General features: G+C 63.2%; 23 protein-coding genes. 9 read left to right on the top strand and 14 right to left on the bottom strand.

Annotation, left to right across the window (positions count from 1 at the left end):
- Positions 1-34 precede the first annotated feature (34 nt).
- Positions 35-1,444: a type I glutamate--ammonia ligase gene (gene glnA, locus AFIC_RS07680; RefSeq protein WP_275248530.1), complete on the top strand. Its 1,410-nt coding sequence runs from the start codon at positions 35-37 to the stop codon at positions 1,442-1,444.
- A 96-nt stretch (positions 1,445-1,540) separates the two neighbouring features.
- Here glnA and AFIC_RS07675 read toward each other — a convergent pair whose 3' ends face one another.
- Both AFIC_RS07675 and AFIC_RS07670 read right to left on the bottom strand, forming a co-directional pair.
- A complete protein-coding gene (locus tag AFIC_RS07675; RefSeq protein ID WP_275248529.1) occupies positions 1,541-2,425 on the bottom strand; it encodes an NAD(P)/FAD-dependent oxidoreductase in 885 nt (294 codons plus the stop codon).
- Entirely contained in the window at positions 2,422-2,871 is a 450-nt protein-coding gene (locus AFIC_RS07670; protein ID WP_275248528.1) for an Rrf2 family transcriptional regulator, read from the bottom strand. The genes AFIC_RS07675 and AFIC_RS07670 overlap by 4 nt, the downstream gene beginning before the upstream one ends.
- A gap of 152 nt (positions 2,872-3,023) precedes the next feature.
- Here AFIC_RS07670 and AFIC_RS07665 point away from each other — a divergent pair, with 152 nt between their 5' ends.
- Positions 3,024-4,154, top strand: a complete 1,131-nt coding sequence (locus tag AFIC_RS07665; protein WP_275248527.1) for an AI-2E family transporter — start codon at positions 3,024-3,026, stop codon at positions 4,152-4,154.
- Between the two features lie 7 nt (positions 4,155-4,161).
- Here AFIC_RS07665 and AFIC_RS07660 read toward each other — a convergent pair whose 3' ends face one another.
- The 6 genes from AFIC_RS07660 to AFIC_RS07635 all read right to left on the bottom strand — a co-directional run bounded on the left by AFIC_RS07660 (position 4,162) and on the right by AFIC_RS07635 (position 7,841).
- Complete coding sequence (locus AFIC_RS07660; protein ID WP_275248526.1) at positions 4,162-4,458, bottom strand: antibiotic biosynthesis monooxygenase family protein; 297 nt, start codon at positions 4,456-4,458, stop codon at positions 4,162-4,164.
- Between the two features lie 76 nt (positions 4,459-4,534).
- The gene (locus tag AFIC_RS07655; protein ID WP_275248525.1) at positions 4,535-4,756 is read right to left on the bottom strand and encodes a hypothetical protein; all 222 of its coding nucleotides are present in this window, start codon (positions 4,754-4,756) and stop codon (positions 4,535-4,537) included.
- A 60-nt stretch (positions 4,757-4,816) separates the two neighbouring features.
- On the bottom strand, positions 4,817-6,070 hold the full coding sequence (locus AFIC_RS07650) for a GGDEF domain-containing protein (RefSeq protein WP_275248524.1): 1,254 nt from the start codon (positions 6,068-6,070) through the stop codon (positions 4,817-4,819).
- 250 nt (positions 6,071-6,320) lie between these two features.
- Positions 6,321-6,797: a 30S ribosomal protein S9 gene (gene rpsI, locus AFIC_RS07645; RefSeq protein ID WP_275248523.1), complete on the bottom strand. Its 477-nt coding sequence runs from the start codon at positions 6,795-6,797 to the stop codon at positions 6,321-6,323.
- Complete coding sequence (gene rplM / locus AFIC_RS07640; RefSeq protein WP_275248522.1) at positions 6,797-7,261, bottom strand: 50S ribosomal protein L13; 465 nt, start codon at positions 7,259-7,261, stop codon at positions 6,797-6,799. The genes rpsI and rplM overlap by 1 nt, the downstream gene beginning before the upstream one ends.
- 148 nt (positions 7,262-7,409) lie before the next feature.
- Complete coding sequence (locus AFIC_RS07635; RefSeq protein ID WP_275248521.1) at positions 7,410-7,841, bottom strand: PaaI family thioesterase; 432 nt, start codon at positions 7,839-7,841, stop codon at positions 7,410-7,412.
- Between the two features lie 120 nt (positions 7,842-7,961).
- Between AFIC_RS07635 and AFIC_RS07630 the strand changes: the two genes are divergently transcribed.
- Entirely contained in the window at positions 7,962-8,561 is a 600-nt protein-coding gene (locus AFIC_RS07630) for a CoA-binding protein (protein WP_275248520.1), read from the top strand.
- A gap of 42 nt (positions 8,562-8,603) precedes the next feature.
- Complete coding sequence (locus AFIC_RS07625; protein WP_275248519.1) at positions 8,604-9,890, top strand: O-acetylhomoserine aminocarboxypropyltransferase; 1,287 nt, start codon at positions 8,604-8,606, stop codon at positions 9,888-9,890.
- A gap of 73 nt (positions 9,891-9,963) precedes the next feature.
- On the opposite strand, the gene AFIC_RS07620 is transcribed toward AFIC_RS07625, so the two are convergent.
- Together AFIC_RS07620 and AFIC_RS07615 are read right to left on the bottom strand one after the other, a co-directional pair.
- Positions 9,964-10,770 (bottom strand): FTR1 family iron permease, encoded by an 807-nt coding sequence (locus AFIC_RS07620; protein WP_275248518.1) that lies wholly within the window; start codon positions 10,768-10,770, stop codon positions 9,964-9,966.
- A 103-nt stretch (positions 10,771-10,873) separates the two neighbouring features.
- A complete protein-coding gene (locus AFIC_RS07615; protein WP_275248517.1) occupies positions 10,874-11,968 on the bottom strand; it encodes a COX15/CtaA family protein in 1,095 nt (364 codons plus the stop codon).
- A 105-nt stretch (positions 11,969-12,073) separates the two neighbouring features.
- On the opposite strand from AFIC_RS07615, the gene AFIC_RS07610 reads away from it, so the two are divergent.
- Positions 12,074-12,289 (top strand): DUF2842 domain-containing protein, encoded by a 216-nt coding sequence (locus tag AFIC_RS07610; protein WP_275248516.1) that lies wholly within the window; start codon positions 12,074-12,076, stop codon positions 12,287-12,289.
- Between the two features lie 125 nt (positions 12,290-12,414).
- The gene (locus AFIC_RS07605; RefSeq protein WP_275248515.1) at positions 12,415-13,608 is read left to right on the top strand and encodes a GNAT family N-acetyltransferase; all 1,194 of its coding nucleotides are present in this window, start codon (positions 12,415-12,417) and stop codon (positions 13,606-13,608) included.
- Positions 13,609-13,654: 46 nt separating this feature from the next.
- Here AFIC_RS07605 and AFIC_RS07600 read toward each other — a convergent pair whose 3' ends face one another.
- Positions 13,655-15,784 carry a GumC family protein gene (locus AFIC_RS07600; RefSeq protein WP_275248514.1) on the bottom strand — a complete coding sequence of 710 codons (2,130 nt, stop codon included), beginning with the start codon at positions 15,782-15,784 and terminating at the stop codon, positions 13,655-13,657.
- A 119-nt stretch (positions 15,785-15,903) separates the two neighbouring features.
- Here AFIC_RS07600 and AFIC_RS07595 point away from each other — a divergent pair, with 119 nt between their 5' ends.
- The 3 genes from AFIC_RS07595 (at position 15,904) to AFIC_RS07585 (ending at position 19,962) form a co-directional block, all read left to right on the top strand.
- The gene (locus tag AFIC_RS07595; protein WP_275248513.1) at positions 15,904-17,034 is read left to right on the top strand and encodes a glycosyltransferase family 4 protein; all 1,131 of its coding nucleotides are present in this window, start codon (positions 15,904-15,906) and stop codon (positions 17,032-17,034) included.
- An 86-nt stretch (positions 17,035-17,120) separates the two neighbouring features.
- Positions 17,121-18,671 carry an undecaprenyl-phosphate glucose phosphotransferase gene (locus tag AFIC_RS07590; protein WP_275248512.1) on the top strand — a complete coding sequence of 517 codons (1,551 nt, stop codon included), beginning with the start codon at positions 17,121-17,123 and terminating at the stop codon, positions 18,669-18,671.
- 22 nt (positions 18,672-18,693) lie between these two features.
- A complete protein-coding gene (locus tag AFIC_RS07585; RefSeq protein WP_275248511.1) occupies positions 18,694-19,962 on the top strand; it encodes an O-antigen ligase family protein in 1,269 nt (422 codons plus the stop codon).
- Here the strand turns inward: AFIC_RS07585 and lptF are convergent.
- From lptF to AFIC_RS07570, 3 genes are all read right to left on the bottom strand, one after another.
- A complete protein-coding gene (gene lptF, locus AFIC_RS07580; RefSeq protein WP_420833384.1) occupies positions 19,951-21,117 on the bottom strand; it encodes an LPS export ABC transporter permease LptF in 1,167 nt (388 codons plus the stop codon). The genes AFIC_RS07585 and lptF overlap by 12 nt on opposite strands.
- Positions 21,118-21,149: 32 nt before the next feature.
- A complete protein-coding gene (locus AFIC_RS07575; RefSeq protein WP_275248509.1) occupies positions 21,150-22,253 on the bottom strand; it encodes a glycosyltransferase family 9 protein in 1,104 nt (367 codons plus the stop codon).
- Between the two features lie 158 nt (positions 22,254-22,411).
- The gene (locus tag AFIC_RS07570; protein WP_275248508.1) at positions 22,412-22,852 is read right to left on the bottom strand and encodes a lipid-binding SYLF domain-containing protein; all 441 of its coding nucleotides are present in this window, start codon (positions 22,850-22,852) and stop codon (positions 22,412-22,414) included.
- Positions 22,853-22,893: the final 41 nt, after the last annotated feature.

The following is a 22,893-nucleotide window of genomic DNA, read 5'->3' as shown; positions in this document are numbered from 1 at the left end:
ACAATCCTCCATCCAAGCCACACAAGGGGTTTACATGAAGACCGCCCAAGACGTCCTGAAGGCCATCAAGGACAACGACGTGAAGTACGTCGACCTGCGTTTCACCGATCCGCGCGGCAAGTGGCAGCACGTCACCTTCGACATCTCGATGATCGATGAGGAAATCTTCACCGAGGGCACGATGTTCGACGGCTCCTCGATCGCCGGCTGGAAGGCCATCAACGAGTCCGACATGACGCTGATGCCGGACCCGGTGACCGCGACGATCGATCCGTTCTTCGCCGAGACCACCATGGTCATCACCTGCGACATCCTCGAGCCATCGACCGGCCAGCCCTACAACCGCGACCCGCGCGGCATCGCCAAGAAGGCCGAAGCCATGGTGAAGTCGATGGGCGTGGGCGACACCGTGTTCGTCGGCCCGGAAGCCGAATTCTTCGTGTTCGATGACGTGCGTTTCCAGACCACGCCGTACAATACCGGCTTCAAGCTCGACTCCTCCGAACTGCCGACCAACTCGGACACCGAGTATGAGGGCGGCAACCTCGGCCACCGCATCCGCACCAAGGCCGGCTACTTCCCCGTGCCGCCGCAGGATTCGATCCAGGACATGCGCTCGGAAATGCTCGGCGCGATGGCGCGCATGGGCGTGAAGGTCGAGAAGCATCACCACGAGGTCGCTTCCGCCCAGCACGAGCTCGGCATGAAGTTCGACACGCTGACGCTGATGGCCGACCAGATGCAGATCTATAAGTACTGCATCCATCAGGTCGCGCACATCTACGGCAAGACCGCCACCTTCATGCCGAAGCCGGTCTATGGCGACAACGGCTCGGGCATGCACGTCCACCAGTCGATCTGGAAGGACGGTAAGCCGACCTTCGCCGGCAACAAGTATGCCGACCTGTCGGACAACTGCCTCCACTACATCGGCGGCATCATCAAGCACGCCAAGGCGATCAACGCCTTCACCAACCCGTCCACCAACTCCTACAAGCGTCTGGTGCCGGGCTATGAAGCGCCGGTGCTGCTCGCCTATTCGGCGCGCAACCGTTCCGCTTCCTGCCGCATCCCCTACACCGCTTCGCCGAAGGCCAAGCGCGTCGAGGTGCGCTTCCCCGATCCGATGGCCAACCCCTACCTCGCCTTCGCGGCGATGCTGATGGCGGGCCTCGACGGCATCAAGAACAAGATCGATCCGGGTCCGGCGATGGACAAGGACCTGTACGATCTGCCGAAGGAAGAGCTGAAGCAGATTCCGACGGTGTGCGGCTCGCTCCGCGAGGCGCTGGAAAACCTCGACAAGGACCGCGCATTCCTCAAGGCCGGCGGCGTGTTCGACGACGATTTCATCGACAGCTTCATCGAGCTGAAGATGACCGAAGTCGAGCGCTACGAGATGACCCCTCACCCGGTCGAGTTCGAACTGTACTACTCGCTGTAAGCGTCAGCGGCTCTTGCCGCGTCGTCACAAGATCAGGGGCGTCCTTCGGGACGCCCCTTTTTGTTTGCGTAACGGGAGTAAAAGGCCCGCTCGATTTCAGGGAAAGACCAGCGAGCGGTGGATGGTCGCGCCCGCCCATGCGCCGTCCGCGACCGCGAGCGAAACCGAATGCGGCACTCGCGCGGCGTCGCCGCAGGCGAAGGCTCCCGGAACGCTGGTCTCCTTCATGTCGCTGGTGCGAATCTGGCTGCCGAACGGCGTCTCCACTAGCGCGCAGCCCAGCGTCGATGCGACCGGCGTGGACGGAGCATTCCGCGACGCCGTGAACATGCCCGCGAACGACAGCCGACGACCATCGGTCAGAAGAACGTCCGCCTCGCCGTCGAGACGCTGGATCGAGGTCTCCTCAATCGTCACGCCGCGCGCGACGAGGTCCGCGCGCATCGCATCATCCAGCGTCAACGCGCCGTTGGTCAGGAACGTCACCTGCCCCCATTCCGGAATCAGTTGCGCCTGGTGAACCGACATCGGCCCGGTCGCGATCACGCCGAGCGCCCCACGGTTGAGTTCGTAGCCGTGGCAGTACGGGCAATGAAACACGCTGCGGCCCCAGCGGTCCGCCAGTCCTTCAATCGGCGGCAGCGCGTCGCTGACGCCGACGGCGAACAGCAGCCTGCGTCCTTGATGGCGAGAACCGTCGCTGGTCGTCACCGTGAACGAGTCTCTTTCTCCAGCAGCGGCCTCGGCGGCGCCTTCAATCCATGTCAGCGTCGGATAGGCCTGAAGCTGCTTGCGCGCCACCCGCGCGATCTCCGCCGGGTCGACGCCATCCTGCCCGAGGAATCCGTGCGCATGGGCGGCGAAACGGTTGCGGCGTTGCCCCGCATCGATCACCAGAACGCTGCGCCGCGCGCGCAGCAATTGCAGCGCGGCGGACATCCCGGCATAGCTGCCGCCGATCACGATCACATCGTAAGTCACATCATCCCCTTTTTCTTGCGCCACACGGCATGACGGCGGCCGAGGTCGGCCACCAGATCGGCGAGCGTCACCTCCGCGAACCGCTCAAGCAGCAGCGTCTCGGTTTCCCTGAAAGCCCCGTCCAGCGCGGCGTTGACGGCCTGCTCGACAAGGCACTCCGGTTTCGGGTTGCGGTTGCCGATCGCGAAGATCGCGGGCTCACCGAGCACATGGTGCAGATCGCGCAGCGTGATGCTTCCGAGATCGGCGCGAATGCGCCATCCGCCGGAATGCCCGCGCGCGGAGGTGACGATCCCGGCCTTGCGCAACAGGCCCATCGTACGGCGCACGACCACCGGATTGGTGTCCATGCACTGTGCCAGTGCTTCCGACGTCATCGGTTCCCCGTGCCCGGCCATGTGCAGGAGCGCGTGAAGAACGGATGAAAGGCGGCTGTCCTTTTTCATGTAACTTCGATTATTACAATTTAGACCGCCGCGCAAGCCGCTTTATCCCCGCGCCATGACGGCGCAGCGCCCGATAAGGTTCGCGACCGCTCTTGATCCGGCACAACCTTTCAGAACAAAGTGCACCGCAACAGCTTTCAGAAGGATCGCCCGTGAGCGTTTCAACCGAACGGAAAAACCAGCGGCAGGATTACGCCTGGGCCATCGCCGTCGGCGGCATCGTTGCCGTCAGCTTCGCGGCACTTCTGGTTTTTGCCTGGGAATTCGCGGCGACGCTGTTCCTGATCTTTTCCGGCGTGCTGCTCGGCGTGGCGCTGACCGCGATGACCAATCTTTTGAAGAAGGTCATGCCCGGCCCGCACGCGGGACGCCTCCTCGTGATCTGCCTGCTGCTGGCGGCGATGATGGCGGGCATCTTCACGCTCGGCGGCTCGACCATCGCCCAGCAGGCGACGGCCCTCAGCGGCACGATCAAATCGCAGATCGTCAACCTCAAAACGTTCCTCGAATCCTACGGATTCGACGCGAGCTATCTCGACCTCAACACCATTTCGGCAACCGCGCCGCGTTCGCCCACGACACCGGCGGCCACGCCCGCTTTGCCCAACGTGCAGCACAATCTGCCGAGCGCGGGCGCGATCGCATCGGGCGGCGGCGCCATCGTCAGCCAGACGCTGAAGCTCATCCTCGGCACCGTTGGCGCGGTCGGAAACTTCTTCATCGTGCTGTTCCTCGGCCTCGCCTTCGCGGCCCAGCCGGGAGTTTACCGCAAGGGCCTGATCGCGATGTCGCCCCGGGCAATCCGCCCGCAGATGGAGACCGTGATCGACCGCATCGGCTCCACGCTGGAGCGCTGGCTGATCGCGCAGATGATCACGATGACCGCGGTGTTCGTGGTCACCTGGCTCGGCCTTCTGGTGATCGGCATTCCCGGCGCGTTCATCCTCGGCGTTCAGGCCGGGCTATTGACCTTCATTCCGACGGTCGGCGCGCTACTGGGCGGGCTCATTATCGTGCTGGCGAGCATTTCATCGGGCTGGGTCGCCATCGGCAGCGCCTTCGCGCTGCTGCTCGGCGTACATGCGCTGGAAAGCTACATCCTCACGCCGATCATCCAGCGCGAGGCGATCGATATTCCGCCCGCGACGCTGTTCGCGTTCCAGATCCTGCTCGGCGTGGTGTTCGGCGTCTGGGGGCTGGCGCTGGCGCTGCCGGTGATGGCCGTGGTGAAGGTGATCCTTGTCTATCTGCGCGAGGATCGCCCGAAGACCATCGCAGCGTGAGCGAAGTTCAGTACTTGCCCACCGCCGTCATGTGCTCGACTTCCGGCGGGCTTGCGAAATGCGGCCCGACCAGCGCGCGCCATTCGGTGAAGTTCGGTCCTTCGCGGAAATCCACCGTGTGGTTCTCCAGCGTTTCCCACTTGATGAAGAGACGGTAGCGCGACGGCTTCTCGATCGAGCGATGGATTTCGAGGCTGTTCCAGCCCTTGCAGCGCCTGAAGATGGTCTGCGCCATCTCCACCGCCTGCTCGAAATCCTTTTCCTGACCCGGCTTGACGTCGATCTGCACGACTTCGGTAATCATCGGCTTCCCCCTGTGGTTGCAGGAGGCTGTAGCGGACGGGAAGCCGCCGGATCAAGTCAAAATCAGGGGATGCGCCTTACAGCGCGACCAGCAGGATGCCCGACAGGATGAACACGCAGCCCAGAAGAAACATCGGCTGCCAGTCCCGCGTCTGATGATAGCGGCCCTGCGCGCGGCGCTCCGCGATCAGCGCCCGCTCATATTCATCGGAGGTCGAGAACATGCAGGCGAAACCGGCGCGCGCCGAGGCGGCGGCGGCTTCGAGGGCGGAGATATCGTTGCGGGCACGGTCGATCATGGGCCGATGCTACGCGGCGCATGGTAAACAGATCGTTTAGGGCCGACGCGATTTATCCGCTCAGGCGTGCACTTCCGGGACAAAGGCATGCACGTCTTCGTGCACGGAGCGCGATGTCTGACTCATGCCGCCCCGGCGGGAATGATCGAGCGCCAGCGGTTCCTCCATCACGGCCTCGACGCGGTTGCGCCCGCCGCGCTTGGCCCGATAGAGCGCGGTGTCGGCGGAAGCCATCAGCACGTCGAGTTCGGTGTTGGCGGGCCCGCCCGCGACGCCGATGCTGACCGTGGTGGCAAGCGGCGCACCGTCGATCGCCACGCCCGACTGCTCGAATGCCTCGCGGACGCGCTCCGCCGCCAGCAGGGCCTCGTCCATCGCGCACGGCAGCAGCGCGGCGAATTCCTCGCCGCCGACGCGGCCGACAAGGTCTGTGATACGCAGCGCGCCGACCGCGGTGTTCGCGAACACCTTGAGCACGTCGTCGCCCGTCGCATGACCATAAGTGTCGTTGACCGATTTGAAATGGTCGATGTCGAAGATCATCACCGTGATCGGCCGGCCGGCCTTGGCCTCGCGCTCGATCATGCGCCCGGTCGCTTCGCCAAACCCACGGCGATTGAGCAGGCCCGTCAACGGATCGACCGACGCCGCGACCTTGTGGATCGCCAGCGTGCGCTCCGACACCAGCATGAAGATGATGAATACGGTGCCGACCGCGTAGAACACCAGTTCGGCGGCGAACACCGCGACCCAGACGCCCGCATGCGGATTGGTGCCCGGCCCGTCCATGACATCGCCGAGCACGATCGGCAGCATCAGCACCGCGCCATGCAGGACGGGTACGAAAATCGCGGGCCAGCGCGACCGCATCGACTTGCGCCGCTCCCGCCACAACTCCGCAGCCGTCAGCGCCGCATAGATCGCGACGATACTTGCGCCAAGCACGAGACGCGCATGCTCCGACAGCGGATCGGCGAAAATGACGGCGGCAAGCCAGACGGCCGCACCCGCGACGACCCCGATGACGCTCGGCGCTCGGCCGTGGAACACCCGCGCGGCATCCCACACCAGACCGCAGGCGATGAAACCGACCGCGTTGACTGCCAGCAACAATCCAAAGCCGAGATTCTCGCCGCCTGCGATCCACAGCGCGATGGACGCCGCACCCAGCAGATAGGCCGCGCCCCACCAGCCGAGCGCCTCGATCTTTTCCTGTTGCCAGAAAAACATCAGCAGACCGCCAAGCATCGCGGCGACGAACGTTGCAACCAGATAAAGGGTTGAAATGTCGAGTGACAGGCTATTGCCGGGCATACGAACGTAGGCTCCGCTGGAGCGGCCGGAATAGCTCTCTCAGCAGGATAAAATTACCAGCCGGATATTGGCGATGTGTTTGTTTGCGGCGACAAGTTTTCTCGAAAATTGTCGATAGTTTGCGACGATCTGGAACTGGTCATTCGACGAAAAAGGGCGCCCCAAGGGGCGCCCTTTTGATTGACCGCTGCGGTTGCAGACAAGTCGAATGATTTTCTTAGCGCTTCGAGAACTGGCGCCGAAGCGCGCCTTAGCGCTTCGAGAACTGGAAGGACCGGCGGGCCTTCGCCTTGCCGTACTTCTTGCGTTCGACGACGCGGGAGTCACGGGTGAGGAAGCCACCCTTCTTGAGCACGCCGCGCAGATCCGGCTCGAAATGCGTCAGCGCCTTCGAGATGCCGTGACGCACAGCGCCCGCCTGCCCCGACAGACCGCCACCGGCGACGGTGGCGACGACATCGTACTGGCCCTGACGGGCAGCGGCGACGATCGGCTGCTGGATCAGCATGCGCAAAACCGGACGCGCGAAATAGGTTTCGACGTCGCGGGTGTTGACGGTGACCTTGCCGGAACCGGGCTTGATCCAGACGCGGGCGACCGCGTCCTTGCGCTTGCCGGTGGCATAGGCACGGCCCTGCTTGTCGACCTTCTTCTCGCGCTTGGGCGCTTCGGGCGCCGCCGTCTTCAGCGACGACAACTGGTCGAGGGACTGCATGGTATCGGACATTACGCGGCCCTCGTGTTCTTGCGGTTCAGAGAAGCGATATCGACGACTTCCGGGCTCTGGGCCTCATGCGGATGCTCGGCACCCGGATAGACGCGCAGGTTGCCCATCTGGATACGGCCAAGCGGACCACGCGGGATCATGCGCTCAACGGCCTTCTCGACGACGCGCTCGGGGAAGCGACCCTCGAGGATCGACTTCGCGGAACGCTCCTTGATGCCACCGATGAACCCGGTGTGGTTGTAGTACATCTTGTTGTCGCGCTTGCGTCCGGTGAGGACGACATGCGCGGCGTTGATGATGATGACATTGTCACCGCAATCAACGTGAGGGGTGTAGGTCGGCAGGTGCTTGCCGCGCAAACGCATCGCGACCAGGGTGGCGAGACGACCGACGACCAGACCCTTGGCGTCGATGATCACCCACTTCTTGTTGACCTCGGCCGGTTTCGCCGAAAACGTCTTCATGTGAGATATCCGTGAAAATGGCGTGCGGCGCTGTCGCCGGACTGGGCGTGTTTCTAGAGAACGCCCCCTCACCCGTCAACGTCCACTTGTGAAAATAACACCATACAAAACAATGGTTTATAAATATGGTGTTATAATACCATAAAAATCATGATGGTTTTGGAATGGAATAGGTCGCGCTCGCATGGGCGATCGGATCGGGCGACGTGCCCGACAACAGGTTCACCTCGCCGAACGCCATGCGCTTGCCGACCTTGATGAGCCGCGCCGCGGCGACGATGTCCTGCCCCGGCTGGCCCCTGCGCATGAAGCTGATGCTGAGATTGGTCGTCACCGCGAGGCCGACCGGCCCGATCGCCGACAACAGCGCCACGTACATCGCGAAATCGGCGAGCGCCATCAGCGTCGGTCCCGACACGGTGCCGCCCGGACGCAACATATGCTCGCTATAAGGCTGGCGCAGCAGACTGCTGGCACCGTCCGCGCTCTCGATCAGAATCTCGCCGGAGCTGAACGCCTGGGGAAACTCGCGGTGGAGGAACGCTTCAAGTTCAGCCACCGTCATTTTCGCATTTGTCATATGGCCCGTTTCGTCACGATCTCATATATGACGCCTGTATCACCGCGACGCGACAATAAAAACAAAGACGTGCGCCCGCTGCGGGACTAAAGACGAATATCCACACGAGGACTGCCGCCGATGGATCACGATGCGTACCCCGATAGTTATATTCGCGGCATCCTGACCAATATCAAATCCATCGCAATGGTCGGCGCATCGCCCGTCAATGTACGGCCGAGCTATTTTGCATTCAAATATCTCGACCAGCGCGGCTACGACATGATTCCGGTAAACCCCGGACAGCTCGGCAAGGTGATCGCGGGCAAGCCGTTCGTCGGCTCGCTGAAAGAGATCGGCCGTCCGGTGGACATGATCGATATCTTTCGCAGCTCGGCTCACGCCATGCCGATCGTCGAGGAAGCGCTGGCGCTTCCGGTGCTGCCGAAGGTGATCTGGATGCAACTCGGCGTGCGCGACGATGCCGCCGCCGCCAAGGCGGAGGCGGCAGGCATCAAGGTGGTGATGAACCGCTGCCCGAAGATCGAATACGGCCGCCTCACCTCCGAGATCCAGTGGGTCGGCGTGAACTCGCGCACCCTCAGCTCGAAACGCGCGCCGGTGCCAACCACCGGCATGCGCCTGTCCCTCAACCGCCCGAGCGTAACCGGCGGCTCGACGGCGGCGGCCGACCGCGCGGCACGCACGCAGGCCGACAAGGATCGCAACGGCGCGGCGTGATATCTGTCCATTTCAAGGTTTCAGTTAGCCAAAGGACGTTCCATGACTGAACAATTGCCCGGTTTCTCCACTCTCGCGATTCACGCGGGCGCGCAGCCCGATCCGACCACCGGCGCGCGCGTCACTCCGATCTATCAGACGGCCTCTTTCGTTTTCAACGACGCCGATCACGCGGCATCATTGTTCGGCCTGCAAACCTTCGGCAACATCTACACGCGCCTTGGCAATCCGACGACGGCGGTGCTGGAGGAGCGCGTCGCCGCACTTGAAGGCGGCACCGCGGCGGTCGCGGCCGCCTCCGGCCACGCCGCGCAGGTGATGGCGTTCCACACGCTGTTGCAGCCGGGCGATGAGTTCATCGCCTCGCGCCGCCTGTATGGCGGATCGATCAACCAGTTCACTCACGCCTACAAGAATTTCGGCTGGAACGTGGTGTGGGCGGATTCCGATGACATCAGCACGTTCGAGCGCGCGGTGTCGCCAAAAACCAAGGCGATCTTCGTGGAGTCGGTCGCCAATCCCGGCGGCGCGATCACCGATCTCGAAGCGGTGGCGGAAGTCGCGCGCAAGGCCAAGGTGCCGTTCATCGTCGACAACACGCTGGCCTCGCCCTATCTCCTCAAGCCCATCGATCACGGCGCGGACATCGTCGTGCACTCGCTCACCAAGTTTCTCGGCGGCCACGGCAATTCGCTCGGCGGCATCATCGTGGACGCGGGCACGTTCGACTGGACGGCGAGCGGCCGCTATCCGCTGCTCAGTGAGCCCCGCCCGGAATATCACGGCATCAAGATGCACGAGACGTTCGGCAATTTCGCCTTCGCCATCGCCGTGCGCGTGCTGGCGCTGCGCGATCTCGGGCCCGCGATCTCGCCGTTCAACTCTTTCATGATCCTGACCGGCATCGAGACGCTGGCACTGCGGATGCAACGTCACGTGGACAACACCAGGGCCATCACCGAATGGCTATCGAAGCATCCCGCCGTGTCATGGGTGAATTATGCGAGCCTGCCGGGCGACCGCTATTACAACCTCGCGCGCAAATACACGCCGAAGGGCGCGGGCGCGGTGTTCACCTTCGGCTTGAAGGGCGGCTATGAGGCGGGCATCAGCCTTGTTTCGAACGTACGGCTGTTCTCGCATCTCGCCAATATCGGCGACACCCGCTCGCTCATCATCCACCCCGCCTCGACCACGCACAGCCAGCTCACCGACGAGCAGAAAACCATGGCAGGTGCCGGCCCCGACGTGGTGCGGCTGTCGATCGGCATCGAGGACAAGGAAGACCTGATCGCCGACCTCGAACAGGCGCTCGCGGTTCCGTACTGAGCGATCGAGATACGCGAATAAAAAACGGCGCCGAATACGGCGCCGTTTTTCCTTCTTGGGGTGTTGATCGCAGCTACGCCGTGCGGGCCGCCTTGTCGCGCCGCACGAGGCGGTTGTTGCGCTGGACGACCGCGAAACTCGCCACCGCGAACAGGATCACCAGCAACTGCGCCGACACCGCTTCGAGCGTCGGATTGAGGCCGATGGTTTCCATCCAGCCGAAACCCTTCAGCGGCGTGAACGGCACGATGGCCTGCTCCTGAAATTCCTGCATCGCCTCGCCGATGAACTTGATGCCCATCAGGAACAGGAAGGCCGAAGTGACGATGAACAAGGGCCGCAACGGAATCCGCTGCGCCACCAGATTGATGAAATAGAACAGCACCGCGAGCACCAGCGTCGCCGCCGCAAGGCCGCCGAACAGTCCCCCGCTCCAGCCGCCTTCGGTCGCGGCCAATGCGGTGATGAACAGAACCGTTTCCGCGCCCTCGCGAAACACCGCCAGAAACGCAAGCAGGCCCACGGCCCAGCCGGTGTCGCGCGCCAGCGCGTGATTGGCTTTCCCGGCGAGATAGTCCTTCCAGTCCTTGGGATCCTGCTTGTTCAACAGCCAGCCGCTGACATAAAGCATCAGCGCCGCCGCGACGAGAATGACGATGCCTTCCATCAGGTCGCTGTGTTCGCCGGAGTTGAGCACGGCGAACAGCCACGCCGCGATCAGACTCGCGCCGATCGCCGCCAGCGCCCCCATATAGAGCGCGCCGATGCGATGCCCGCCATCGACCTTGCGCAGGTAAGCCGCGAGCGCCGCGATCACCAGCATGGCCTCAAGGCCCTCGCGCAGCAGGATGACGGCAGCCTGGATGAATGCGTTCGACATCGAACATGAACCTCGAAAGCGCGAATCGTCGTCCGCGCATTTCTCAATCTAGGCGCGGCACGGCCTCGTGCGAGGGGCAAACGTCTGGAATTCGTCCAGAATGTTACTGCAACACCGGCACGAGCGCCTGCCCCACCGGGCTTTGCGCATGGTGCAGACGATAGGCCTGTAGTAGCGTGAACGTCAGCACCACGATGGCGACCGCCTGATGCAGTAGGCCGAGCGAGATCGGCACCTGATGCAGCAGCGTGAAAATGCCGATCACGAGCTGAAGGCTCAGTGCGGCCATCAACCATGCAGCGCCCCGGATCACGGCGGGCGATGCCTTGCCGCGGATCACATCGACGAGATGCAGCAGCGCCACCACGAACAGCGTGTAGGCGATCATCCGGTGGGTGAACTGCACCGTCAGCGTGCTGTCGAAGAAATTGCGCCACCATGGCTGCTCGAAGAACAACTGGTCGAGCGGCGGAATGAACCCGCCATCAATGTCCGGCCAGGTGTTGTAGATCTTGCCCGCGCGCAGGCCCGCGACCAGCGCGCCGAAATACAATTGCAGGAACACCAGCCCGAGCAGAATCTTGCCGGTCAGCGCGGCCCGCGTGCTGGCGAGGACTTTCTCAATGCGCGGCGCAAGGCCGCGCATGGTCCACACGATCGCGGAGAAGATCAGTAGCGCGAGGAGAAAGTGAATCGCGAGCCGGTATTGCGAGACGGAAACGCGCGCGGTCAGTCCCGACTTCACCATCCACCAGCCCACCGCGCCTTGCAGCCCGCCGAGCGCGAACAGCACCCACAGCCGCCGCTTCAAGGCGGAGCCCAGGCCGCCGCGCATCAGAAAATACAGAAACGGAAAGAAGAACACCGCGCCGATGCTGCGCGCGAGCAGCCGATGCGTCCATTCCCACCAGAAGATCGTTTTGAACTCGGACAGGCTCATGCCCGCGTTCATTTCGCGATATTGCGGAATCTGCTTGTAGGCCGCGAATTCCTGATCCCACGCCTGGGCGCTGAGGGGCGGTATCATGCCCGAAACCGGCTTCCATTCCGTGATCGAGAGGCCAGACTCGGTCAGCCGCGTCGCGCCGCCGACGAGAAGCGTGCAGACGATCATCGCGGCCACAATTCCGAGCCAGATGCGGATCGGACGCCGCGACGGCGTGGTGGCGGAACGGGTCTCATCGAGGGTGTCGGTCATGGAGATATTAAGGTGCGCTGAGGAAGGCTTGATCGGCCGGACGCGGCCCTTATAGTCTCCCCGCCTTGCGGCGCAAGGCGCGCATCCACGCGAGCTCACGATTTCATGAAGATCAGAACGCGAAAATTCATCGGAACCATTGGCTTGCTCGTTCTCGTCGTGGTGTGGTCGCTGCTCGGAATGACGATCGCGCAAACACCCTGGCTCGCTGCCTCGCGGCTCGCGCAGGCCATTTTCTATGTTGTCGCGGGTCTGGGCTGGGTTCTGCCGGCCATGCCGCTGATTGCGTGGATGTCGCGGCCGGACGCGCCGACCGCCTGAAAGCCCCCGGCCCGGTTTCGTACCCCCTGTTTCATTACCCTTTGTTGACGTTTGTTTGAAAAGGTCGGCCTCGCCGGGGACCAGAATACTCCCCTGTCTCATCCGCCCTAAGAACAAGGTTGATTATGGCTACGCTCGCTGAGCACGAAAACCAGGCCGCTCGCGCGCGCGCTGGGGCCGTCAGCGCCGTTGCCAGCGTCGTCATTTACAGCAGCCTTGCGGAGACCGAGACCATCTGGCGCGGGATGGAGACGCCCGATCATCTCCACACGTCCTTTCAACGCTTCGATTTTCTCAACGCCTGGCAGAGCCATGCCGGCGTGCACCTGAATATAAAGCCGCTCATTGTCGTCGCTCTCGACCGCGAGGGCCACCCCTTGATGCTGCTGCCGCTTGGCTCGACGCGGGAGAATGGCGTGAACATCGCGCGCTTTCTCGGCGGCAAGCATCCGACATTCAACATGGGCCTGTGGCGGCGCGATTTCGCGGCCTCCGCCTGCAAGGCCGACATCGACACCATCCTCGCCGCGATTGCGGCCCACGGCGACCGGATAGACCTGTTGGCGCTGGCGCAACAGCCGGAGCGATGGAACGGCACTCTCAATCCGCTCGCGCACTTTTCGCACCAGCCCTCGGCAAATGCCTGTCCGCTGTTGCGCATGCCGTCCGGCGCGAAACCGGAAGACATCATCAGTTCAGGCTTCCGCCGCCGCATCCGCGCCAAGGAAAAGAAGCTGAAAACGCTTCCCGGCTATCGCTTCTTCCTCGCCAGCACCGACGAGGATATCACGCGTGCCCTCGACTCGTTCTTCGCCATCAAGCCGCTGCGCATGGCCGCGCAGAACCTGCCGAACGTATTCGCCGACGCGGGCATCGAAACCTTCATCCGCACGGCCTGCCTGTCCAAAGCCCCCACTGACGGGCGCGCCATCGTGATCCATGCGCTGGAATGCGACGATGAAATCATCGCGATGTTCGCAGGCGTCGCCGACGGCCACCGCATCTCGATGATGTTCAACACCTACACGATGTCCGAGAACGCGAAATACAGTCCCGGCCTGATCCTGCTGCGCAACATTATCGACCGTTATGCCGAACTCGGCTATGGCGCGTTCGATCTCGGCATCGGCTCGGATGACTACAAGCTCCAGTTCTGCAAGGACGACGAACCGATCTTCGACAGCTTCATTCCGCTCAGCGCCTATGGGCGGCTGGCCGCACTCGGCATGTCATCGCTCAATCATGCCAAGCGCATGGTGAAGCAGAATCCGGCCCTGGTGGCGATGGCGCACCGGCTGCGCGCAGCCCTGCATCGCTGACGCAGCAACTGCGCTTCACCCGCCGCCACACAACCCACAACCGGACTCAGGCCGCCGCGACTTCTTCCGGCGCGGCTTCGTTCAAAGCCGTGCGGTTGAGAATGCTCACCGCGACAAAGCCGGAAGCCATCAGTTGCGCGCGCATGGTCGCCTTCGCGGCCTCCGGAAGGCCGGGTGCCGGCAGGATCACGGCATGGGCCTGCGATGCGATCAGCGACGTCGGAAGGCCGATCGCGGTCCCGGCGTCGAGCACCACATGGTCGTATGTCTGCATCAGGGCATCGAGCGCCATGATGACGCGGGGCGACGTCAGCAAAGCGTGATCCGGCTGGGTGCCCGCGCCGATCATATGTACCGGCGAGCGCGTATCGCGGTTGATGATCTGCCCAAACGATGCGACGCCTCTGGCCAGATCGCTCAAGCCCGGTGTCTGCGAAACTGCATCCGCCGCCGCGGGCGACAGGCCGATCAGCAAAACCTTTGAATCCCGCGACAACTGCCGCGCCAGCGCCAGCGCCGTGTTGGAGACGTCTTCCGCGGCACCCGCGCCGATCAGCGTGATCTTGCGTGCACGCTCGCCATTCGCGCGCAGCGTTTCCGCCAATCGCTCGATCTGCGACTGCACCGACAATACGGGCTGAAGCCCACCGAACGGTTCCGACACATATGTCTCGTTCCTCGGCGCGCCCCACGGCGCCGCCATGCGCAGAAGCTCGGCGGTAGCGATATAGCCGCCGGTGAGCATCATCGTCATCAGCGTCGCGATCAGCACGATCGGCAGCTTCTTCGGATAGGCGGGCGTGTTGGAGACGATGGCGCGGGAAATGATGCGGCCATCGGCGGGTGCGGAATCGATACTCTCGCGCGCCGTCGCTTCGCGATACTTCGCAAGGTAGGTTTCCAGAAGGTCGCGCTGCGCCTTCGCCTCGCGCTCCAGCGCACGCAACTGCACTTCCTCGCCATTGCTGGAGGTGGCATGCGCCTTCAACTGGTCGAGGCTCGCATTGAGGCTGTCCATCCGCGCACCGGCGATGCGCGCATCGTTTTCAAACGCGCGCGACAGCTTGCCCGCCTCCTCGCGAATCTGCCGGTCGAGGTCGGCGATCTGCGCCTTCAATTCCTTGATGCGGGGGTGGAGGTCCATCAGCGTGGAGGATTGTTCGGCCAGTTGCGCGAGCAGCGTCACGCGCTGCTCGCTGAGCCGGCGCACCAGATCGGAATTCAGAACCTCGGAAGCCTCGATCGGCTTCCCGCTGCGCAGCATGTCGCGGATCGCGTGCGCACGCGCCTCCGCATCGGCCTTCTGCGCGCGCGCATTGTTGAGCTGCGTGTTCAACTCGCCGAGTTGCTGGTTTGACAGCGAGGTGTTGTTGGTACCGATGAACAGGTTCGATTTCGAGCGGAACGTCGCGACACGATCCTCGGCGTCGGCAACCTTCTTGCGCAAATTGTCGATTTCGCCCAACAGCCACTGGCCCGCCGCCTTGGCCTGCTCCTGCCGCCCGGCCTGCTGCATCACCAGATAGCCGTCGGCAATCGAGTTCGCGACCTTTGCCGCGAGTTTCGGATCGCGCGACTGGAATTCGATGACCATGACGCGCGACTTGTCCACCGCATAGGCGGTGAGGCGCTCGTAATAGGCGCCCAGCACCCGCTCCTCCGGCGTCATGCGGAACGGATCGCGTCCGATGCCGAACAACGACAGCAGCGATTTCAGCGGCGAAATGCCGTTCAGCACCGGATCGAATTCCGGCAACTTGTCGAGATGGTTCTTTTTGATGACGTCGATGGCGAGATCGCGCGACAGCAGCAACTGCACCTGGCTCGTCACCGCCGCATCGTCGAGCGCGGCACGTTCCTCCGTCCGCTCTCCGTTCGGACGCAGGAAGATGTTCTCACGGCCGTCGATCAGGATGCGGGCTTCGGACTTGTAGCGCGGCGTGACGACGTTGACGGCGACCATCGACAGCACGAACACCGCCGCCGTCGGCACCAGAACCCATTTGCGCTTGTCGACGAGCGCCTGCCAGATCAGTCTTAAATCGAGATCGCCAAGGCGCGGCCTGGATACAACCCTGTCCGCCGGCTTTGCGGCGGGGGCGGTCGCGGGAGCCATGTACTGGCGAAAAGCGCTTGCAGCACCTTTCAGCCGGTCACGCAAATACGCCACACGCATCAACAGCTCCCGCTACGCTCACACAACTGATACGGCGCGATTACAATCCATTAAGGTTGCTGCGCGGTTAACATCGCGCACGTCATGCTTTTTAAACGCGAAGGGGCTAAGCAAAAGCCATGCCCTTCCCTGACCGCCCTCTTCGCATTCTGCACGCCGTCCGCGCGCCGGTCGGCGGCATCATCCGTCACATTCTCGATCTCGCGGACGGACAGGCCGAGCGCGGCCATCAGGTCGGCATCCTCGCCGACAGTCTGACCGGCGGCGAACGCGCCGACGCGGCCCTGAAAGCCATCGCGCCGAAGATGAAACTCGGCATCCATCGCCTTGCCATCCGCCGCGAACCGCATCCCGCCGACCCGGTCACGGCGCTGCGCTTCCTCCAGCTCGCGCGCATGCTCAAGCTCGACGTGCTGCACGGCCACGGCGCGAAGGCAGGCGCCTTCGTCCGCCTCAAGGGCGCGTCTAAAGACACCATCCGCATCTACACCCCGCATGGTGGTTCACTGCACTACCGGCCCGAGACGCTGAAAGGCGCGTTCTATACGCGGCTCGAGCGCGCCCTGATGAACCGCACCGACCTGTTCCTGTTCGAGAGCGGCTTTGCGCGCGACACTTACGAGCGCGTGGTCGGCAAGCCGTCCGGCCTCGTGCGCTGCGTGTTCAACGGCGTCGGCGCCGATGAATTCGATCCGGTGCCGCTGGCCGAGGATGCGACCGATCTCGCCTATGTCGGGGAATTCCGCCACATCAAGGGCGCGGATCTGCTGATCGAAGCCGTGGCGCGGCTGCGCGCCAACGGCAGGCCCGTCACGCTCACGCTTGCCGGAGACGGCGAGGAAACCGCAAGCCTCAAGGCGCTCATTGCCCGGCACAGACTGGGCGACGCGGTACGCTTCATCGGCCACGTCAAGGCGCGCTTCGGTTTCTCGAAAGGCCGCCTCTTGATCGTCCCCTCGCGCGGGGACTCCATGCCCTATGTGGTGATCGAGGCCGCCGCCGCCGGCGTGCCTTTGCTCGCCGCCAATGTCGGCGGCATTCCTGAAATTTTTGGCCCCTTCTCCGAGGCGATGTTCCCGCCCGGCAATGTCGAGGCCATGGCGGACGCCATCGCGGCGGCGCTCGACAATCCCGGCGTCGCCCGCGAGCGCGCCAAGGCGCTGCGCGAGCGCATCTTCATGAACTTCTCACAGAAGGCGATGGTCGACGGCGTATTGGAAGCCTATCGAGATACCTTCAATCTTCGTTAACACCCAATTGGAATAACGGATTGTTCTGATTTGTCCGGTATCCGGTCGGGCATCGCGCAAGGCGTGACACAGGCGGATTTTCAGGCGTGGAATCGAGCGATCTTCAGGTCAAGGCGGATGCGGCCGCAGCGGGTGCTGCGCCTACGGCGGCAGGCCGTGCCTATCCATTCGAACGCCGCCGCAGGCTTTCATCCGCCGCGCTGGCCGTCGCCAACGAGAAGGTCCACTCCGCCTACTCCAGCGTCGTCATCAATGGCGTGGTCCGCACCGCCGATTTCGTCTGCCTCAGCATCGTCGGCGTCGCCTCCTATCTCGGCTATGTCGTGCCGATCGACGGCTTCTCATGGATTCCGGTCTGGGCCGTGCTGGCGATGTCGCTGGTCGCCGTCATCAGCTTTCAGGCCGCCGAGGTCTACGACATCGAGATCTATCGCGGACGGCTGCGGCAGTTCACGCGCCTGATCTCGTCATGGACTTTCGTGTTCCTGCTGTTCATCGGCGTGTCGTTCTTCGCCAAGTTCGGCGACACCGTGTCCCGCGTCTGGCTGGTGACGTTCTTCGTCTTCGGTTTCATCGCACTCAGCCTGGAGCGCATGGCGCTGCGCTCGCTGGTGCGCAGATGGGCGCGTGAAGGCAGGCTTGGCCGGCGCACCATCATCGTCGGCTCCGACGAGAACGGCGAGCATTTGATCGAGGCATTGCGCCAGCAGGACGATTCCGATCTCAAGTTGCTCGGCGTGTTCGACGACCGCAACGATGCGCGCGCGCTCGACACCTGCGCGGGCCTTCCCAAGCTCGGCAAGGTCAACGACATTCTCGAATTCGCCCGCCGCACTCGCGTCGATCTGGTGTTGTTCGCGCTGCCGATTTCCGCCGAGGGCCGCATTCTCGAGATGCTGAAGAAGCTGTGGGTGCTGCCGGTGGACATCCGCCTCTCCGCCCACACCAACAAGCTGCGCTTCCGGCCGCGTTCCTATTCCTATATCGGCTCGGTGCCGACGCTCGGCATGTTCGAGCAGCCGATCACCGACTGGGACATGGTGATGAAATGGGTGTTCGACCGTTTCGTCGGCGCCCTTCTGCTGATCCTGCTCGCGCCGGTGATGGCGCTGGTCGCGCTCGCGATCAAGCTCGACAGCCCCGGCCCGGTGCTGTTCCGCCAGAAGCGTTTCGGTTTCAACAACGAGCGCATCGACGTCTTCAAATTCCGCTCGCTCTATCATCATCAGGCCGATCCGCTGGCGGCCAAGGTCGTGACCAGGAACGATCCGCGGGTGACGCGCGTCGGCCGCATCATCCGCAAGACCAGCCTCGACGAATTGCCGCAGCTCTTCAACGTGGTGTTCAAGGGCAACCTGTCGATCGTCGGCCCGCGTCCGCATGCGGTGCAGGGCAAGCTGCAAAGCCGCCTGTTCGACGAAACCGTGGACGGCTATTTCGCGCGCCATCGCGTCAAGCCGGGCATCACCGGCTGGGCGCAGATCAACGGCTGGCGCGGCGAGATCGACAACGAGGAAAAAATCCAGAAGCGCGTCGAGTTCGATCTCTATTACATCGAGAACTGGTCGCCGCTGTTCGATCTCTACATTCTTTTGAAAACGCCGTGGGCGTTGATCAAGGGCGAGAACGCCTATTGAGCGCACCGGCGGAGGCCCGGCGATGACCTTCGCCACCGATCACCTGCTCTCCACCCATCGCCTCGCGCCGCCCCGCGTGCGCGCCATCCAGCATGCATTGATGTGGATCGTGGGTGTCGGCGGCGCGCTGGTGTTCATCGAGCCGAGTCCCTACGAACTCGCGACGCTGGCTGGCATCATTTTTTTCTACGCCACGGGCCTGCGGATGCGCCCGGTGTTCCTGCCGCTGCTCATCATGCTGGTGATGCTGAATTTCGGCTACACGATCTGCTCGATCGATCTGATGGACCAGTCCCAGATCGTGAACTGGATCGCGACCTCATGGTACATGGCGATCACCGCGTTCTTCTTCGCGCTGGTGCTTGCCGAGGACACCGAGAAGCGGCTCGATCTCCTGCAACGCGGACTGATTATCGGCGGCGTGATCGCGGGCGGCTCCGGCGTCGCCGGCTACTTCCACCTCGTGCCGGGCGGCACCGATCTCCTGACGCTGTACGGGCGCGCGCGCGGCACGTTCAAGGACCCGAACGTGCTGTCGGCCTTCCTGATCCTCCCGGCATTGCTGGCGCTGCAAAACGTCATCACGGCCCCGTTCTTCAAATCGCTCCGTAATGTACTGGCGTTCGGGATCATCGCGCTCGCTTTGCTGCTGGCCTTCTCGCGCGCAGCATGGGGCCAGCTCGTTTTCACTTCCGTTTTCATGGTGGCGCTGATGTACCTGACGAGCCGGTCGCGCTCGCAGCAAAGCCGCATCGTGCTGACCGCGATCGCCGCCGTCGCCGCGCTGGCGCTGGCGCTGGCCGTGCTCCTGTCGTTCGATTCCATCGACAGCCTGTTCAAGGAACGCGCGAGCCTGCACCAGACTTACGACAGCGGCCGGTTCGGGCGGTTCGGCCGCCATATTCTCGGCTTCCAGATGGCGCTCGACCTGCCGCTCGGCATCGGCCCGTTGCAGTTCAGGCGGTTCTTCCCGGAGGACACGCATAATTCCTTCCTCAACGCCTTCATGTCGGGCGGCTGGATTTCCGGCATCCTGTTCCCGACGCTGGTCTTCGTCACGGTGGCGATGGGCTTCCGGCTGATTTTCGTGCGCGTGCCCTGGCAGCGCACCTACCTCGCATTCTTCTGCGCATTCCTCGGCACCGTCGGCGAGGCTTTCATCATCGACGTCGACCACTGGCGGCATTTCTGGTTGATGCTCGGCGCGATGTGGGGATTTGCCGCCGCGACCTACGAATACAAGACCCGCAGCATGGCCGCACGAAGTGGCGTCGGGCTGTCACCGCCGTAGCGCGGGCAGCCGGATCGACGACAGGCGTTCACCCCATCTTGCGAACTGCGCCGTGAGATTCGCCGGCGGATCGACCACCACGCCCTTGAGGATCATCCAGATACTCACGCCTGCAACAATTATCAGCATGGCGTACTGAACGATAATCGCATCGGGACGCGAGACCGCGATGGTCGAACAGGCATATCCCGCGATACGCACCACAAGAACCAGCAGGACAAGCGCGGAGACCGCAAAATTCCGTCCCTGCCGCGTCGTCCGTGGCGGCCCCAGAAAGGCGAAAGCAAGAATCACGAACACGAACGGATAAAAACCGGCCAGCAACCGGTCATGAAGTTCGGCGCGAAATTGGCCGAGGTTACGCTGCGCAACGGCGTCGTCCTCCGGCGGCGAGATCAGATCGCCGATGAACCGCTCGCGGGCATTATAGTTGTAAGTCTGCGGCGCCTGCGAGAACTGCGACATGTCGAAGGCGTAGCTCTTGAAAGCGACGATCAGGGGATCCTTCTTGTCCGCCTGGAAGCGTTGCAGGTTGCCGTCGCTGAGCACCAGAAAAGAACCCTTGTCGGTCTTCTGCACCACGCCATTTTGCGCCGTGATATTGATGCGCTCCGCCGGATTGCGCTGATCGTCGATGAACACGCCGGTCAGCACGCCGCCGGGCCTGCGCTCCTGCACGCGCAGCACCAGCTTGTCGAGCCGGATGAACTGCCCCGGCTGCAACACGTTCGCGAGCACATCCGCGCCGATCTCGGTATGCCAGCGCCGCAGGGCGCGCAGGCATTCCGGCGCAAGGAAGATCGCGAGGAACGAAATCAGGCAGGCGACGATCACGGTCGAGACCATGAACGGGCGCAGGAACCGCCACGGCGACAGCCCGGCGGCATTCATGACGATGACCTCGGAATCGGCCGACAGGCGGTTGAGCGTGTGCGTGACCGCCAGCAGCATCGCGAGCGGCGCGATGATCAGCGCCAGTACCGGAATCGCAAGCCCGGTGATGCCGAGGAACACCAGGACGGTCTGGCCCTGCGCCGTCATCAGGTCGATGCCGCGCAACGCCTGCGTCACCCAGATCACGCCGGTCAGCGACACCAGCACGATCAGGAACGACAGCAGCGTCAGCCGCACCACATAGGCGTCGATCGCGCCCAGCAGCCGCCGCGGAGATATGAGGGACAAAGCCGTCAGGACAAAACCCTGTCTGTTGAAGGCACCTGCTTCGTGCCGTCCAGTTCCGCCATCAGGTCGCGGACCGCCGCCAGCACTTCGTCATAGGGAATATCCGCCACGCGGGTCGCACAATGCAATGCCCGATATGGCACACCGAAAGGATACCATTCGCCGTTCGCCGTATAGGAAGCCATCAGCGTCACCACCGGTTTGTTCAGCGCCGCCGCGATATGCACAATCGAGGTGTCCGGACTGATGACGAGATCGGCGCATGACAGCGCCGCCGTCATCGTCGAAAGATCGGCTGACGGCTCAAGCCACGCAACATCGGCAGCCGCGCCGATCGTCTCCATCCGGGCGAGATCCCACGGCGCACCGGCCAAGACAACCCGCACGGATGGCGATTTGATGTCACCGATCAGGCGGATGAAGTTCTCGTCGGTCCAATACTTCGCCGCAGCAACCGACAGGTTGATGACGACCAGTCTCGTCCCGTCATTTATCGGGCCGAGTTTCTGGCGGATCATTTTGGCGGCGGATTGCGGGAAAGCAACCGCGGTGCGCACTTCCTCCGGCTTCACAGTCACGCCAAGCGGCGCGATCAGCCGCAGCATTTGCATCGCCTGGTGCTCTGGCGCAGACGGGCGCGGAATCGCAATATCGTAAAATCCGGCCGCCTTGCCATCGAAACCGATATTGATGCGCGCGCCCGAGAGCGCCGTATAGCTTGCCGCCGTCATGGAATCCCCGGTCAGCATGTCGATGGCGATATCGTAGCGGCGCTCGCGCAACTGGCGGATGAGGCGCGCCTGCTCGATCGGGCTTTTCTTTACAACAAAGACGCCGTCGAGATGCGGCAGCAACGGCGCCGCCGTTTCATTCTTCCGCCCCAGCACAATATCGATCTGGGCGTCGGGAAACCTGTCGCGCAACGCCTTGAAGAAGGCCGTGGAGATGATGGCGTCGCCGATCTTGTCGGTGCGGATCAGCAGAATGCGCTCGACATTCGCGGCCGGGTCCGACGCAGCATTCCCCGTTCGCGCAAATGCGCGGCGGGAGAGCAAATAAAGCTGTCTGGTCGATCGCCAGAGTGCACGGTCAAACCGTGAGAGCGCCATGGAACGATACTATCCGTAGATCACCTTAATCATAAGGTGATCTGGCTATAGGTCATGGTCTTAAAAGACAAGGCCGATCAATGCCATCCGGCGCATATCAGCGCTCCCGCCGAACGGCGCGGAACCGTTCGGCCGATGCTTTCAATACCGCGCTGGAGCTAGCGGCGAAGCGAGATCGCAAGCCCGCTGAGGTCGGCATTCACCATCAGACCCGCCTGACGGCCCTGCATGGTCAGCACCGCGCCCTTTTCGTTGGTCAGAACGATGGCGCTGACGCCACGCACCGCCGCCACGCCCGCGCCAGCCGCGCCGTAGACGCCCGCGACATCGGAGGGCCGCCGGATGTTGCTGACGGTGCCGACGAGATCGGTCTTCGAGGCGCCGAACACAAGGCCCGCGCTCAGACCACCGATCGAGAGCGGATAGCGGCGACCCTGAAACACCAGCGTACCGCTTCCTCCCGAGGCGCCGATGAACCAGCCGCCCTTGAGCACGGAGATGCGGATCGTGCCGCTATCGGCGTGGGCCGCGGAGGCAAAACCCGCTCCAAGGACAACAGCCAACGCAACAACCCATTTTCGCAGCCGGATGGAGAGCATGGTTTTCACCTTCTGTTGGGCGCGGCAGAATCGGCACCGCT

The organism is [Pseudomonas] carboxydohydrogena (assembly GCF_029030725.1).
Lineage (GTDB): Bacteria > Pseudomonadota > Alphaproteobacteria > Rhizobiales > Xanthobacteraceae > Afipia > Afipia carboxydohydrogena.
Note: the sequence above shows the minus strand (reverse complement) of the source record. Positions and strands in the feature narration are given on the sequence as shown.

Excerpts from the sequence above, each read along its gene's own strand:
- glnA (WP_275248530.1), top strand. The coding sequence starts at position 35 with ATGAAGACCGCCCAAGACGTCCTGAAGGCCATCAAGGACAACGACGTG.
- AFIC_RS07670 (WP_275248528.1), bottom strand. The coding sequence starts at position 2,871 with ATGAAAAAGGACAGCCGCCTTTCATCCGTTCTTCACGCGCTCCTGCAC.
- AFIC_RS07660 (WP_275248526.1), bottom strand. The coding sequence starts at position 4,458 with ATGATTACCGAAGTCGTGCAGATCGACGTCAAGCCGGGTCAGGAAAAG.
- AFIC_RS07655 (WP_275248525.1), bottom strand. The coding sequence starts at position 4,756 with ATGATCGACCGTGCCCGCAACGATATCTCCGCCCTCGAAGCCGCCGCC.
- AFIC_RS07650 (WP_275248524.1), bottom strand. The coding sequence starts at position 6,070 with ATGCCCGGCAATAGCCTGTCACTCGACATTTCAACCCTTTATCTGGTT.
- rpsI (WP_275248523.1), bottom strand. The coding sequence starts at position 6,797 with ATGTCCGATACCATGCAGTCCCTCGACCAGTTGTCGTCGCTGAAGACG.
- rplM (WP_275248522.1), bottom strand. The coding sequence starts at position 7,261 with ATGAAGACGTTTTCGGCGAAACCGGCCGAGGTCAACAAGAAGTGGGTG.
- AFIC_RS07635 (WP_275248521.1), bottom strand. The coding sequence starts at position 7,841 with ATGACAAATGCGAAAATGACGGTGGCTGAACTTGAAGCGTTCCTCCAC.
- AFIC_RS07630 (WP_275248520.1), top strand. The coding sequence starts at position 7,962 with ATGGATCACGATGCGTACCCCGATAGTTATATTCGCGGCATCCTGACC.
- AFIC_RS07625 (WP_275248519.1), top strand. The coding sequence starts at position 8,604 with ATGACTGAACAATTGCCCGGTTTCTCCACTCTCGCGATTCACGCGGGC.
- AFIC_RS07620 (WP_275248518.1), bottom strand. The coding sequence starts at position 10,770 with ATGTCGAACGCATTCATCCAGGCTGCCGTCATCCTGCTGCGCGAGGGC.
- AFIC_RS07615 (WP_275248517.1), bottom strand. The coding sequence starts at position 11,968 with ATGACCGACACCCTCGATGAGACCCGTTCCGCCACCACGCCGTCGCGG.
- AFIC_RS07610 (WP_275248516.1), top strand. The coding sequence starts at position 12,074 with ATGAAGATCAGAACGCGAAAATTCATCGGAACCATTGGCTTGCTCGTT.
- AFIC_RS07605 (WP_275248515.1), top strand. The coding sequence starts at position 12,415 with ATGGCTACGCTCGCTGAGCACGAAAACCAGGCCGCTCGCGCGCGCGCT.
- AFIC_RS07600 (WP_275248514.1), bottom strand. The coding sequence starts at position 15,784 with ATGCGTGTGGCGTATTTGCGTGACCGGCTGAAAGGTGCTGCAAGCGCT.
- AFIC_RS07595 (WP_275248513.1), top strand. The coding sequence starts at position 15,904 with ATGCCCTTCCCTGACCGCCCTCTTCGCATTCTGCACGCCGTCCGCGCG.
- AFIC_RS07585 (WP_275248511.1), top strand. The coding sequence starts at position 18,694 with ATGACCTTCGCCACCGATCACCTGCTCTCCACCCATCGCCTCGCGCCG.
- AFIC_RS07575 (WP_275248509.1), bottom strand. The coding sequence starts at position 22,253 with ATGGCGCTCTCACGGTTTGACCGTGCACTCTGGCGATCGACCAGACAG.
- AFIC_RS07570 (WP_275248508.1), bottom strand. The coding sequence starts at position 22,852 with ATGCTCTCCATCCGGCTGCGAAAATGGGTTGTTGCGTTGGCTGTTGTC.